Here is a 14362-nt window from a genome sequence, read left to right on the forward strand (position 1 = left end):
CTGCGGGTGCAGCGGGCGACCGACCTCGGCCGCCGTGAACCGGTGGCCGACGGGAGTGCAGGCACTCCCGTCGGCCACTCCGGGTCGGGCCTAGAGGAGGCCCCGGAAAGCGAACCGGAACGTCAGCTCGGTGTCCGTCGGCAGGCGGTACTCGGGATGGGTCTGAGCACCCCAGGAGTCGTCGCCACCGACCCCACGCCGCTGGAGCGCCGGACGCAGGACCGTCTGGTAGATCGGCGGCAGCTCGGTGTGGTGCGCGGCGTTCTCGATCTCGAACGGCGTCCACGGCAGGGCCGACAGCTCCATGCCCTGGTCCGACTCCAACCGCAGGCCCGCACCGCGCTCGTCGGTCACGGTCGCCCAGCGCACGCCGGTCCGGCTGCCCGCCTCCTGCGGACGCAGGTACGGCGTGAGCGAGGTGCGGACGTCGGCCTCCCACACACCCACCCGCGCGCCGGCCCGACGGTCGACGTAGGACTCCTCGGGGCCCTCTCCGTACCAGCGCAGGTTGCGGAACGCGGGGTCGGTCGTCAGGAGGAGCCCGAGCTCCGGCATGTCCGGCAACCCCGCGCCCGGTGTCACGGTGAGGGTCACCTCGACGCGACCGTCACCGTCCACGAGGTACGAGAGCTCGCACTCCCCCCCCTGTGCGGGCAGCTCGTACCGGAAGTGCACGAGAACGCCGGCGTCGGTCTGCTCGACCGCGGGCTGCTCGGGACCCCGGACAGCCGTCGCGTACCGGCTGGCGAGCAGCCAGGCGGCGTCCTGTGCAGGGCCGCCCCACCCGCGCTCGTTGGAGGTGGGCGCGTGCCAGAAGCTCGGCTGGGGCACCGAGCGCAGCAGCTCGCGGCCGCCGTCCGGCGTCAGCCCGTAGCGGTACGAGACCAGCCCCCCGTGCAGCCGCGAGAACAGGGCCGTGAAGTGCCGGCCCCGCACGCCCACGTTGTGGATGCCATGGACGACCTCCGGCGCGACGACCCGGCGGGTCGGAGCCGAGGCCGAGGCCGGGACGACCACGACCGCCTGCTCGTGGGCCACCTCGTGCCCGGCCGACGCCCAGCGCGTGGTGCGACGCAGCCGGAAGGACACGTCGACCGTGTACTCCCCGGGTGCGGCCGGCACCGTGACGGGGAGCGCGTAGATCTGCGAGCCCCCAGGGGCCACGGCAGTCTCGAGCACCTCCTCCTGCAGCACCCGGCCCTCCCGGGCGAGGGTCACGACGCACTCGTGGACCGACGACGGGGTGGCGAGGTGACGGTTCTCGACCGTGACCTTGTCGCTGCCCACCGAGAGCCGGTAGCCCTGGTAGAGGTAGCGCACCTCCTGCGTGAGGGGCTTCAGGGTGCGATCGGCGAAGACGATGCCGTTGCCGCTGAAGTCGGAGTCGTGCGGCGCGTCCCCGAAGTCGCCGCCGTAGCCGAAGTACTCGCGTCCGGTGGGATCGGTGAGCCGCAGCGCCTGGTCCGCGAAGTCCCAGATGAAGCCGCCCTGGAACAGCGGCTCACGGTAGGCGAGGTCGATGTACTTGTGGACCGCCCCGAACGAGTTGCCCATCGAGTGGGCGTACTCGCACATCAGGTAGGGCTTGTCCCGGTGCGTCGCGAGGAACTCCTCGACCTCGGCGGCCGGCGCGTACATCCGCGACACGACGTCGGTGGTCTGCGGGTACCGGGTGTCCCAGTGGACGCCCTCGTAGTGCACCGGCCGGGAGTCCGCGCGACGGAAGTACTCCGCGACCTCGAGGATGTCCCTGCCGCCGAACGACTCGTTGCCGCACGACCACATGACGACGCTGGGGTGGTTCTTGTCCCGCTCCAGCATGCTCTCGGCGCGGTCGAGCAGGGTGGGCAGCCACTCGGGACGGTCCCCGGGCAACGCCACGTCGATCTCGGCCCCGGCGAACCTGACCAGGTCCCACATGGCGTGCGACTCGAGATTCATCTCGTCGATGACATAGAGCCCGTACTCGTCGCACAGCTCGTAGAAGAACGAGTTGTTCGGGTAGTGGCTGGTCCGCACGGCATTGATGTTCAGCCGCTTCATGAGCTGGATGTCGGCCTCGGTCTGCTCGCGGGTCATCACACGACCCTGGAGGCCGAACTCGTGGCGGTTGACCCCGTTGAAGACCACGCGGGACCCGTTGACCTTGAGCAGGCCGTCCTCGATGCCGAACCGGCGCACACCCACCTGGACGGGGACGTGCTCGGTCAGCCGGCCCGACGCGTCGTACACGTCGAGCGTGAGGTCGTACCGGTGAGGATCTTCCGCGCTCCACAGCCGCGGACCCTCGATGCGGACCACGAGCTCGTCGTCGCCGACGAGCTGGCCGGCACCGGCGATCCGGGCGTCCACCCTGCCGTCGCCGGCCAGCACGACGCGCACGCGCACCGTCGCCTCGGAGAGGTCGTCGGCGACGTCGGTCACCACCCGGGCGTCCTCGACGTGCACGGTCGGCCGGCGGTACAGGACGACGTCCCGGAACAGGCCGGAGAACCTGAAGAAGTCCTGGTCCTCGACCCACGACCCGGCGCTCCACCGGACCACCTGCGCCACGATGACGTTCTCGCCGTCGACCAGGGCGTCGGTGAGGTCGAACTCCGACGGGGTGAAGGAGTCCGTCCCGTAGCCGACGTAGGCGCCGTTCAGCCAGACGGCGACGGCGCTCTCCGCACCGTGGAAGCTCACGCTCAGCCGCTCGCCGGGCCCGAGCGGGTGCTCGAGGGTGAACGTCCGACGGTAGGTCGCCACCGGGTTGTACCGCTGGGGAACCTGCCCCGGCTCCAGCTGCTCGTAGCCGTCCCACGGGTACTGCACGTTGGTGTACTGCGGGCGGTCGTAGCCGAGCAGCTGGACGTGGGCCGGTACCGGCACGTCGTCCCAGCCGGAGTCGTCGACGTCCACCCGCTCGAAGCCGGGGACGACGAGCGCGGGGCTCTTCGCGTAGTGCAGCTTCCACAACCCGTTGAGCGACTGCTCGAAGGAGCTCGTCCCGGTCGCCGACTCCTGGGGGGAGGCGAACCACCGGTGGTCGGAGTGAGCGTCGAGCCGGTTCTCCTTGACGAACTCGGGGTCGGTGATCCGGTCGAGGTCGAAAGTCACTTGATGGCCCCCGTGACGCCCTCGGCAAAGCTGCGCTGCAGCAGGAGGAAGACGACCACCGTCGGCACCGAGACGATGAACACGGCGAGCATGAGGCTCCCGTAGTCGGTGACGTACCCGGCGCGCATGTTCGACAGCAGCATCGGCAAGGTCTGGTACGCGTTGTCGACGAGGATCACCTTCGGCCACAGGAAGTTGTTCCACGAGAACAGGAAGGTGATGACACCCGCGGCAGCGAGGGTGGGCTTCATCGTCGGCAGGTAGATGCGCGCGAAGATGCTCACCTCGCCCAGCCCGTCGAGGCGCGCCGCCTCGATGATTTCGTGCGGGAACGTCCGCGAGGCCTGCCGGAACAGCAGGATCAGGAACGGCGTCGCGATCAGGGGCAGGATGACCGCGACCGTCGAGTTCACCAGTCCCAGCTGCGCGAAGAGGCGGAACAACGGGATCATCGTCGCCGCGAACGGGATCATGATCGCCAGGAGCAGGAGGCCCATGACGGCGTCCTTCGCCCGCGAGTGGTAGATCTCGAACGCATACCCGGCGATCGAGCACAGGACCAGGGCGAGCAGGGTCGTCGCGATGGCGTTGATCGCCGAGTGGTAGAACGCCGTACCCAGGGGCTGGGCGTCGACGAGCGCCTTGAAGTTGTCGAGGAGGTGGCTACCCGGCAGCAGCTTGGACGCCAGGACCTCGTTGCTCGTGTTCGTCGCCGAGACGGTCATGAAGTAGAGCGGGAAGACCGACAGGACGACGGCGAACGACAGGAACACGTATGCGGGAATCCGGCGAAGTGTTGTTCTAGTCACGCTTGTCGCCCACCTTCAGCTGGATGGCGGCCAGGATGGCCACGATGATGAGGATCGCGTAGGAGATGGCGGCCGCGTACCCGAAGTTCGGGCTGTTGCGGAACGACACGTTGTACAGGTAGTGCGAGACCGACATCGTCGTGTTGCCCGGGCCACCGGCGGTGAGGTTGAACGACTCGTCGAACATCTGCAACGTTCCGTTGGTCGACAGGATCGCGCAGAGCAGGATGATGGGCTTGAGCTGCGGCATCGTCACGTACCAGAAGGTCTTGAACCCCCCGGCACCATCGACGCGAGCAGCTTCGAGGGTCGAGCGGTCGATGTTCTGCAGTGCGGCCAGGAAGAAGATCATGTTGTAGCCGGTCCACCGCCACAGCAGGCCGAGGATGATCACCATCCGGGCCGTCCCCGTCTGGCCGAGCCAGTTGACGGGAGCGTCGAGTATCCCGAACTGCGTGAGCAGGTCGTTGGCGAGGCCGTCCGTCGCGAAGATCTGCCGGAACACCAGCGAGTACGACACGAGCCCCACCGCGCACGGCAGGAAGATCGCCGTTCGGAAGAAGCCCTTCCACCGCAGCCACGGCGCGTTGAGCAGGTTCGCCAGCAGCATCGCCAGCAGGAGCATGATCGGGACCTGGATGATCAGGTAGATGAACGTCGTGCTCAGCGTCAGCCGGAACTGGTCGTCCTGGAACAGCCGCTGGTAGTTCAACCACAGCGGTTCTGCCCAGGTCAGCTTGGTCCCGCGTCCCGTCTTCAGCGACAGGAAGAGCGCCTGGATCATCGGCCAGAAGTTGACCAGCACGATGATGGCTGCGGCGGGGATGATGAACGTCCACCCGGTCAGGCTGCGGCGGCGCGCGATCGCTGACAGGGGTGCCGATTTGGGCTGACGCCCTCGGGACGACTTCGTCCCAGGAGGGGGCGCGCTCGGTGCGCGGTCCTCGGTGGGAGCGGTGGGAGCAGACACGAGCGGCTCACCTCTTCTTCGCGGTGACGGACAGGACAGGAAAGCGGGCGGCGGAGCCGTGGACTGGTCTCCGCCGCCCGCCCTCAGGTCACCCCATGGCGAACTCGACGGTCTGCTGCGCCTGGTCGAGCTCGGCCTTCGGGTCCGCGCCGTTGAGGATGTTGGTGATGGCGACGCTCACGGCGTCCCGACCCTCGTAGTAGTAGGCACCCGTGTTGTTGCTGGGCACCTTCGCGGCGAACTTCAGCACGTCGGCGTAGATCGGCTGACCGCCGAAGAATGCCTGCGGCTCGTTGTAGACGTCCGAGTCACCCGCCGGGAGCCAGTTGGCCAGCGCGCCGGACTTCGGGAGGATCGTGTCGTAGAACTCGGTCGAGCCCGCGAACGTCGCGTCGAGGAAGTCGCTGGCGAGCGCCTCGTTGCCGTTCGGGGTGATCGCCCAGGACGAGCCACCGTTGGCGGTGTAGTTCGTCGCGCCGTCGACGCCGTCGAGCTTCGGGACGTTGGTGACGGCCCACTTGCCGGACTGGTCCGCGGCCGACTGGATGGAGCCGGAGATCCACACGCCGTTGACGACGCCGGCCGTGTTCGAGTTCACGATCGTGTTGATGTACTCGTCCCACGAGTTGACCTCGACGAAGACGCCGGCCTTGACCAGCTGGCCGTACATGTCGATGGCGGCCAGCAGCGCGTCGTTGTCGGTGATGGTCGGCTTGCCCTGGTCGTCGAACAGGCTCGCGCCGGCGCTCTGCAGCATCATCATGATCGTGTCGGCCGAGTTGGCCTGGCCGGTGAGCAGCGGCTTGCCCGTCTTCTCCAGCACGACCTTGCCCATCGTGAGGAACTGGTCCCACGTGATGTCGGTGAAGTCGTCGATCGTGTAGCCGGCCTGCTCGAGGAGGTCCGTCCGGTACGCGCCGATCGCGGCCCCGTTGTCGAACGGCACGCCGTAGTTGACGTCGTCGACCGTGGAGTACGCCACGACGGACTCGGGGAACTCGCTGAAGTCCACCTTGGAGTCGGTGAAGTTGGCGAAGATGTCCGGGTAGTTGATCACGTTCTTCTGGAACGCGTTGTTCTGCATGAGGAAGATGTCAGGCAGCTGGTCCGTCTCGCCCGACTGGGCCAGCGTGGTCAGCTTGGTCTGCAGGTCGTCCCACGGCGTCTCGACGATGTTGAGCTTGAAGTCCGGGTGATCGGCCTGGTAGACCTTCTCGGCCTCCTGGAGGGCGTAGATGTTGAACGCCGGGTCCCACGCCCAGACCGTCAGGGTGTTGTTGCCGGTACCACCGCTCGCGCCGGTCGTCTCGTCCCCGCTCGAGCCGGAATCTCCGCCGCTGCACGCGGCGAGGGCGAGTGTCAGCGTCAAGGCGGCGCCCAGCGCGCCGAGCGTGCGTGTCTTCTTCATCGGGTGATCCCTTCGGGCTGTTGGTCGTCCTTGACCGGTGCCGGCTCTCGCCGCGTCGCCGGCTCCGACTCGTCCGCCGCAACGTCGCGGCGGTCGAGCGGGATAGGTCGACAGTGCTGTTGTGAGGTCGTGCGCCGTGCTGTGGTGAGGCGGTTACCTGCTCCATGCCAAGGGGTCTGGTCCACTCCGACCACGAGCAAAACGGGCGTCGCTCGACCTTCTCTGGCGTTTGGTGACGTCACCATAGCAGCGGGTAGACATCCGTTCGGCGACGGTTTGGTAACGGAAAGACCAGCATTTCTGACTCGATAGGATCCTTTGGTGACGTCACCATTGCGCCCTACCACTAGCATCTGGCCATGACAACCGCGCCAGCGCCCGGCCGCCGCCGCTCGGGCCCCTCGATCGGCGACGTCGCCCGCCTCGCCGGCGTGTCGCCGCAGACGGTGTCGCGCGTCTCGACCGGCGCCGACTCGGTCCGACCGACCACCCGCGCACGCGTCGTGCAGGCGATGGACCAGCTCGGCTACTCGCCGAACCGGGCGGCCCAGGCGCTGCGGAACGGCACGTTCGGCGCCATCGGAGTGCTCTCGACCGGCTTCCAGCGCACCGGTGAGGCCCTCACCGCCGAGGCCCTGGTCGAGGCCGCCGCGCTCGAGGACTACTCGGTCACGCTGCTCCACGTCCGCAACCTCGCCCCCGAGAGCTGGGAGAACGCGGCACACCGCATCTCGCACCAGGCCATCGACGGCCTCGTCATCATGCGGGCCGAGCAGGCGTCGCCCACGACCCTGGTGCTCCCCGCGGGCATGCCGGTCGCGGTGTCGTTCTCCAAGTTCGCGGGCCACTACCCCACCGTCTCCGCCGACCAGGTCCAGGGCAGCGAGGACGCGATGCGCCACCTGCTCGGCCTGGGACACCGCACCGTGCACCACCTCGCCGGGCCGCGGGACTCGGAGCACGCCCTGGTGCGCATCGGCACGTGGCGCCGCTGCCTCCTGGAGGCCGGGATCCGTCCGCCCGAGCCCGTGTACGGAGACTGGAGCGCGCACGACGGCTACGAGGCGGGGCTGCGGCTCGCGGCGAACCCCGACGTCACCGCGGTGTTCTGCGCCAACGACGAGATGGCGCTCGGCCTCGTCCGGGCGCTGCACGAGGCCGGCCGCCGCGTGCCCGAGGACGTGTCCGTGGTGGGCTTCGACGACATCTCCGTCGCCGGCTGGACCTCACCGCCCCTGACGACCGTCCGGCAGGACTTCCACGCCATCGGCCGTGCGCTCATCACCCTCGTGGTCGGTCAGCTCCGGTCGAGGACCGTCCCACCGCCGGCCCTGACGGTCGTGCCCACGGAGCTCATCGTCCGGGCGAGCACCGGACCGCCTCCACGCTGAACCTCGACCTCGACGTCGCCCGGAACGCCTGACGTCCGTCGACCGAGATTTCCTGACGCGTTCGCCAACCCCGGGCCGCACGGCCCGCCGCACGACGATGAGGACTCAATGGAGAGCATCACGAAGAACCGCCAGACGCCCGCGACGCTCCTCGCGATGGTGGAGCGTGCCTACGGCGCCGAGCAGGTGCCCACGGGCGAGCCGGACACCTGGCTCGAGGAGCTCGGGCACGGCTGGTTCAACGTCGCGTACCGGATCGTGCTGCGCGACGGCCGGGCCGTGGCCCTGAAGATCGCGCCGCCGCGTGACGTGCCGGTGATGACCGCCGAGCGCGGCGCGATGCGCATCGAGCTCGCCTCGCTGGCGCTGATCGCGGAACGCACCGACGTCCCGGTCCCGCACGTCGACCACGCCGACCTGAGCCACGAGCTCGTCGACGCCGACTACTTCTTCATGCCGTTCATCGACGCCGACAACTTCGGCATCATCACGAAGAGCCTCAGCACCGAGCAGCGCGACGCGTACAACGAGGCGCTCGGCGCGGCCAACCGCGAGCTGAACTCGATCCGTGGGAGCTGGTTCGGACCGCTCGCCGGCCCGGGTCACTCGTCATGGCGAACCGCGTTCACCGGCATCGTGGAGGCCAACCTCGCCGACGGGGAGGCCCGCAACGTCGACATCGGCCGGGACTACGACGAGATCCGCAAGGTCGTCGCGCTGCACGCGGACGTCTTCGACGACGTCGTCGAGCCGAGGTTCGTCGAGTGGGACCTCTGGGACTCCAACGTCATGGTCCGCGACGGCAGGATCGTCACGATCATCGACCACGAGCGCGCCCTGTACGGGGACCCGCTGATGGAGGCCGGCTTCGCCGCCATCGACCTGCCCGACTTCGGCGACCCCACAGCGTTCATGCGCGGCTACGGTCAGGCGGACCTCACACCGAGGGAGCAGACGCGCCGGCGCCTCTACACCCTGCACCTGGTCGTGATCATGGCGATCGAGACCGTCTACCGCGGACACACCACACCGACCCAGTACGACTGGGCACGAGGGCAGATCGACAGGATGATGCGCCTGCTCACCGAGCCGTGAGCACCCGCACGCTCGACACCGCCGCCCTGGGCGAGCGGCCCGTCGGGCGGCTGCTGTGGCACGCCTGCACCCAGACCACCATCGCGGTCGGGGTCTACGGGATCTATGCGCTGACCAACGCCTGGTTCGTCGCCCGCGGCGTCGGGGCGACGGCGATGGCGGCGGTCAACCTCGTCGCCCCGTTGCTGCTGGCGCTGGGCGCGGTCTCGACCGCGCTCGGCGTCGGAGCAGCCTCGGTCGTCTCCCGGCACCTGGGTGCCCGCGACACCCGTACGGCCGCGCGCGCGGCCGGGAACGCGTTCATCGTGTTCTGGACCGCCGCCGTCACGACCACCGTGGTCGGGCTGAGCGGTCTCGAGCCGCTCCTGCGGCTGCTCGGCGCCCACGACGAGACTCTCGGCTACGCCCGCGACTACGCCGTGGTGATCCTGGCCGGCGCGATCGTCTCGACCGGGTTCTCCAGCCTCGTGCGCGCCGAGGGTCGGATGCGGTTCGCCACGATGCTCTGGGTCATCCCCGTCGCCGTCCAGATCACCCTCGATCCGCTCCTGATCTTCGGGCTGCACCTCGGCGTCCGTGGAGCGGCCCTGGGAACAGTCGGCGGCCAGGCCGTCTCCGCCGCCATGAGCATGTGGTTCTTCTTCGCCCAGAAGCACCGCCCCTACCGCATCCACAGGCCCGACCTGCGCCCCCACCTGCCGACGGTCCGGACCCTCGTGGGCATCGGTGCACCCTCGTTCCTCGCCGGCTTCGGCGCCACCCTGCTCGTCGTCGTCGTCAACACCGGGCTGTCCCGGGCCGCCGCCACCACCGCTGCGCTCGCCGCGTTCGCGATCTGCTCCCGCATCCAGACGTTCGTCGCGATGCCCCAGCTCGGCATCAGCCAGGGAATGCAGCCCATCGTCGGGTACAACGCCGGCCGCAGGCTCACCGCACGCGTCCGGCGCGCCCGGACCCTGTCGTTGCGCGCGACCCTCGTCTACAGCACCGTCGCCGCCGGCTCGGTCGCGCTGCTCGCCGACCCCATCACCGCCGCCTTCATCGACGACCCGACCGTCCACGCGGAGTCCGTCGAGGCCCTGCGCATCCTCGCGATCGGCTTCGCCGCAGCAGGCGTCCCCCCGCTGGTCTCCGCGTACTTCCAGGCACTCGGGCGGCCGCGACCGTCCTACGTCATCTCCGTCGGGACCCTCCTGCTCGTCAAGGTCCCGCTCGTGCTCGCCCTCGGTCGCACCGGCCCCACCGGCACCTGGACCGGCCTGGCCGCGGGCGAGGTCGTGTCCGCGGCCATCGCGCTCCTGGTCCTGTGGCGCCTCGACGGCTCCGCCTCCCGGGCTGGAAGGGCGAGATCGACGACGACCACGGCCGACCTGCCGCTCGTGCAGTGAGGGCCGGTGGGCCGACCCGCCGTCGGGAGGTGCGGGTCAGCCCCGGCGGACCGCGATCCGGACGGCTGCGGCCATGCCGCCGTCGCCGTACGTGACCTCCCCGACCGGCAGCGCCCGGTCCGCGGCCACGAGGTCCTCCCACCGCCCGGCGGCGTCCATGGCGCGGGCCTCGAGCGCCAGCAGCACCGCCCGCAGGTGCCGCTCGAAGACGGCGCGGTGCTTGTCGACGAGGCGGCCGTAGAGCTCGAGCCGGGAGTCCATGGACCGGACGTTCGCGGAGGCCGGCGCCGTCCGGTACTCGATGAGCGGCTCCGGCACGACCGTGATGTGCCCGCCCTCGCCGACGAGTGACAGGAAGAAGTCCCAGTCCTCGAACCCGCTGCGCATGTCCTCGTCGTAGCCGCCGCACGCACGCCAGGCGTCGCGTCGGATCACCGCGGTCGCGGGGCACGCGTTGCGGTGCAGGAAGTCGACCGCCGACCCTCCGCCGGGCCGCACGACCGCGTCGATCACGCCGTGCGCGCGCAGCCATGACGATGCGGCGAGCGCGCCGGGGTCGCCCTCCAGGACGGCGGTCGTCCGCTCGAGGAATGTCGGCGCGAGGCGGTCGTCGCCGTCCAGCACGGCCACGAGGTCGGTCTCGGCAGCGGCGATCCCTGCGTTCCGGGCCGCGGCGACCCCACGGTTGGACTGACGCAGCACGCGGACCCGAACGTCCCGCTGGAGCCGCTCGATGACGTCGACCGACTCGTCGTTGGTCGAGCCGTCGTCGACCACGATGACGGCCTCCGGGACGCGGGTCTGGCGCAGGGCCGACCCGACCGCCTCGGCGACCAGCTCGCCCTGGTCGAACGCGGTGACGATGACGCTCACGCTCAGCACGCCTGATGCTGGCACGGGCGGACCGACGGCAGGCCCGGACGTGCCGGCAACCCCGCCCGGGAGAGGTCCAGGCGGGGTTGCCGGGTGCATGTCGGCACCGTCGGAGAGGGCCGGGCGCCGACCGCGACCGTGCTGGTCAGCGCACGGTCAGCCGCAGAGGTGCCGCGATGCCACTGCCGACCCTGCTGTCGTCGCTCACGTAGACGACCTGCACGGTGTAGGTGCCCTTGGGCAGCTTCGCGAGCGTGACCGTCACGCTCCCGTTGTCGCTCGCCCGCAGGGGCACGGACGTCGACCTCGAGCCGTAGGTGACCCAGACCGTGCCGGTCGGCGACGCGAAGTCCGCCGCCCGCACGGTGACGGCGACCTTGGCAGCCTGCGACGGGGTGACGCTCGCGCTCGCGAGCTGCGCCGTCACGACCGCGGGTGTCCGGACGACCGCGACGAGACCCGCCGCGGCCGAGGACCCCGCCACGACCGCGTCGCCGGAGTAGGTCACCTTGACCGCGTAGAGGCCGATCGCCAGTCGAGGCAGCTCGACCGCGAGCCGACCCCCGTCCGCCTGCGTCAGCGCGACTTCCTTGGTCGCGGTGCCGTAGGTGACCGTGACCGTCCCGGTCGGGACCGTTCCGGCCGGCACCGAGCCGACCGTCACGTCGACGACAGCGGTGGTGCTCGTCGTGACCACGATGCTGCGCACGTGCGCGGTGACCTTCGACGCCAGCGTGACCACCGTGAGCGTGCCGGCAGACGCGCTCCCGGGCGCGACAGCCGCGTCACCGGCGTAGTCCACCGAGACGGGATACGTCCCGGCGGGGAGGACGGGCAGCGGCACGGTGACGTGACCCGCGTCCGCCGCCGTGAGGATCGCCACGACGGACTGCGGGCCGTAGTGCACGGTGACCTGGCCGGTCGGTGCGGCCGACGCGCCCGCGCCCACCGTCACCTGGACCGACGCAGCCGTCACGGTGTTCACGGTGGTCGCTGCCAACGTGGCCGTCACGGTCGGGGCCGCCAGAGCGCTGACCTCGAGGCCGGCGACGGCGCCGTTCACCAGCGCAGTCGCCGCCGCGACGTCGTCGGCGGTGGCGAAGCTCCCGGCGAGCACGACGTGCCCGACCTCCACCGCGTGGTCGAGCGCCGCGAGCGAGGCCTCCGTGTACCAGGCCCGGTGGACGGCACCGGCAGCCGCGAGCGCGGCGTCGAGCGCGGAGGTGTCGGGTGCGACGGTGCCGGTGCTCGGGGTCAGCACGACGTCGTCGAACCAGCCCCAGCCGTTCGCGGGGACGGCTCCCCCGACCGCGACGGTCACGACACCGTCGGCACCGACGACCACGTCGTCGACGGTCGGGTTCGCCCAGAGCGCCCAGCCGGTCTGCGGCATCGGCACGGACCAGGAGCCCGCCGACGTCACGGCCGAGAGGCTGACGCCACCGACCTCCGGCGCGCCGTGGTTCCACACGGAGAGCGTGTAGGCACCGGGCGCGACGCCCGTGACCTGGCGGCTCACGGAGAACGTGGCGTCGGTGGCGCTCCAGAAGTTCACGGCCATCGCGCCGCTGTGCACGTTCGCCGCCTCCTCCTTGACGTTCGCGACGTTCCAGTCGAGCGACCAGCCGGCGCCCCAGTTCTCGAAGCTGCCGTTGGGCACGACGTTGGCCGCCAGGACGGTCACGGTCGCGCGGGCCGCGTCGCCGTCGGCCGTCACCCCGCTGATCGTGTATGTGCCCGGCCCGCGGATCCACGAGGCGGAGTCGCTCCAGGTCACGGCGGTGTCCACGACGGTCTGGTCGTTGAAGGTGACCGCGACCGTGCTCGGAAGCACCACGGCCTCGCCGTCGGTGACCGTCACGCTGGGCGACTCGATCGAGTAGACCGCTCGCGGCGCTACCGCACCGGTCAGCACGTACCGGAACACCTGCAGGGACTCGAGCGGGTTCCCCGCGAAGTCGAACAGCGCCTGGTTGTCCCACTCGGAGCCGCCGTAGCGGGCGCCGGCGTCGGCGGGGTCGTACTCCGCGGCGTAGCTCGTCGCCCAGCCGGAACCGTCCCGCTCCCACAGCACCTTGTTGGCCTCGAGCGCGCTCGGGGGGCCGACGGGCAGCCACGCGGGCTCCCAGTAGAAGACGCCGATCCCGGCGTCGCCCGGCACGTCCGCGACCGCCTGCATCACATCACGGACCTCGTTCGCCTGGCCCTGCACCGAGTACGGGTAGGCCGGGTCGGTGACCGAGCCCTCGCGGATCACGTTGACCTGTCCGTCGCCGTCCTCGAGGGTCCGCGCCCACGAGGTCTCCGCGACCATGACCTTCTTGCCGTACGTCGTCGCGACGTCGCTGAGCACCGATGTCAGGTTGCTCAGCGTGCCGTGCCAGAACGGGTAGTACGACGAGGCGAAGACGTCGTAGTCCACGTTCCGCGCGGCGAGCTCTGCCGCGTACCCCGCGTACCTGCCCGCCGACTCGGGGTTGGTGAAGTGGAGTGCGACGAGCGCATCGGGCAGCACCTCCCGGACGGCGGCGCTGCCGGCGGAGAAGATCTGCGCCATGTCGTCCCAGCCCGTCACGCCCGCGATGCCGTTGTTCGTCTCGTTGCCCACCTGCACCATCGTCACGTCGACCCCGGCGTCCTCGAACGCCTGGAGGCTCTCCGCCGTGTAGGTCTCGACGGCGGCGGCCTTCTCGGCGACCGGCAGGCCGGCCCACGCCTTGGGGGCCATCTGCTTGCTCGGGTCCGCCCAGAAGTCGGAGTAGTGGAAGTCCACCAGCACGCCCAGGCCCGCGGCGGTCGCCCGCTCGCCGATCTCCACGGCCCGCGCGACGTCGACGTTCCCGGCGCCGTAGCCGTGGCCCTCCGCGTCCCACGGGTCGTTCCACACGCGCACGCGCACGTCGGTGACGCCGGAGTCCGCCAGCACGTCGAACAGGTCCGCGACCTGGCCGTGGGTGTCCCGGAACGTCACGCCGCTCTCCTCCAGGGAGAGGGCGGTGGAGACGTCGACGCCTCGCATGAAGCCCTCGGGCATCCCCTCGACCTTCTGCACGACGATCCCGGCGTCGACCGGGCCCTGGTCGGCGGCGGCGGCAGGGAGCACGGCTCCCGGGACCGCCGCGAGGATGAGCGACGCGGAGGCCAGGTAGGCGGCGGCCCTGAGTCGACGAGGCAATGAGGACACAGCGTTGTCCCTTCGTGTCGAACGTCATCGGTCGTACGTCGTCGTCGACCGTGGTCGAGCTGGTGCTGCGTGTCGAGAACCTGCGCGATGCCGGACAGATCGAGCTGGTCACAGACCCGTCCGCGGATCGCCCTCGCGAGCGCGC

9 protein-coding genes are annotated in these 14362 nt (G+C 70.3%); 3 read left to right on the forward strand and 6 right to left on the reverse strand.

The window, feature by feature from the left end:
• Positions 1 to 90: 90 nt before the first annotated feature.
• The 4 genes from lacZ to AC1DWH_RS04450 all read right to left on the reverse strand — a co-directional run bounded on the left by lacZ (position 91) and on the right by AC1DWH_RS04450 (position 6286).
• A complete protein-coding gene (lacZ, locus tag AC1DWH_RS04435; RefSeq protein ID WP_477092638.1) occupies positions 91 to 3099 on the reverse strand; it encodes a beta-galactosidase, LacZ type in 3009 nt (1002 codons plus the stop codon).
• Positions 3096 to 3908, reverse strand: a complete 813-nt coding sequence (locus AC1DWH_RS04440) for a carbohydrate ABC transporter permease (protein ID WP_477092639.1) — start codon at positions 3906 to 3908, stop codon at positions 3096 to 3098. Before AC1DWH_RS04440 ends, lacZ begins: the two co-directional genes overlap by 4 nt.
• A complete protein-coding gene (locus AC1DWH_RS04445) occupies positions 3901 to 4878 on the reverse strand; it encodes a carbohydrate ABC transporter permease (protein ID WP_477092640.1) in 978 nt (325 codons plus the stop codon). The genes AC1DWH_RS04440 and AC1DWH_RS04445 overlap by 8 nt, the downstream gene beginning before the upstream one ends.
• Before the next feature lie 88 nt (positions 4879 to 4966).
• Positions 4967 to 6286, reverse strand: coding sequence for an ABC transporter substrate-binding protein (locus tag AC1DWH_RS04450; protein ID WP_477092641.1), 1320 nt, complete (start codon positions 6284 to 6286; stop codon positions 4967 to 4969).
• Positions 6287 to 6645: 359 nt separating this feature from the next.
• On the opposite strand from AC1DWH_RS04450, the gene AC1DWH_RS04455 reads away from it, so the two are divergent.
• From AC1DWH_RS04455 to AC1DWH_RS04465, 3 genes are all read left to right on the forward strand, one after another.
• A complete protein-coding gene (locus AC1DWH_RS04455; RefSeq protein WP_456844750.1) occupies positions 6646 to 7677 on the forward strand; it encodes a LacI family DNA-binding transcriptional regulator in 1032 nt (343 codons plus the stop codon).
• Positions 7678 to 7785: 108 nt separating this feature from the next.
• On the forward strand, positions 7786 to 8772 hold the full coding sequence (locus AC1DWH_RS04460) for a phosphotransferase family protein (RefSeq protein WP_477092642.1): 987 nt from the start codon (positions 7786 to 7788) through the stop codon (positions 8770 to 8772).
• Complete coding sequence (locus AC1DWH_RS04465) at positions 8769 to 10160, forward strand: MATE family efflux transporter (RefSeq protein ID WP_477092643.1); 1392 nt, start codon at positions 8769 to 8771, stop codon at positions 10158 to 10160. Before AC1DWH_RS04460 ends, AC1DWH_RS04465 begins: the two co-directional genes overlap by 4 nt.
• A 36-nt stretch (positions 10161 to 10196) precedes the next feature.
• On the opposite strand, the gene AC1DWH_RS04470 is transcribed toward AC1DWH_RS04465, so the two are convergent.
• Positions 10197 to 11033 (reverse strand): glycosyltransferase family 2 protein, encoded by an 837-nt coding sequence (locus tag AC1DWH_RS04470; RefSeq protein ID WP_477092644.1) that lies wholly within the window; start codon positions 11031 to 11033, stop codon positions 10197 to 10199.
• Between the two features lie 145 nt (positions 11034 to 11178).
• Entirely contained in the window at positions 11179 to 14217 is a 3039-nt protein-coding gene (locus AC1DWH_RS04475) for a glycosyl hydrolase 53 family protein (RefSeq protein WP_477092645.1), read from the reverse strand.
• Positions 14218 to 14362 lie beyond the last annotated feature (145 nt).

It is taken from the genome of Cellulomonas sp. P2_F12 (assembly GCF_056403775.1).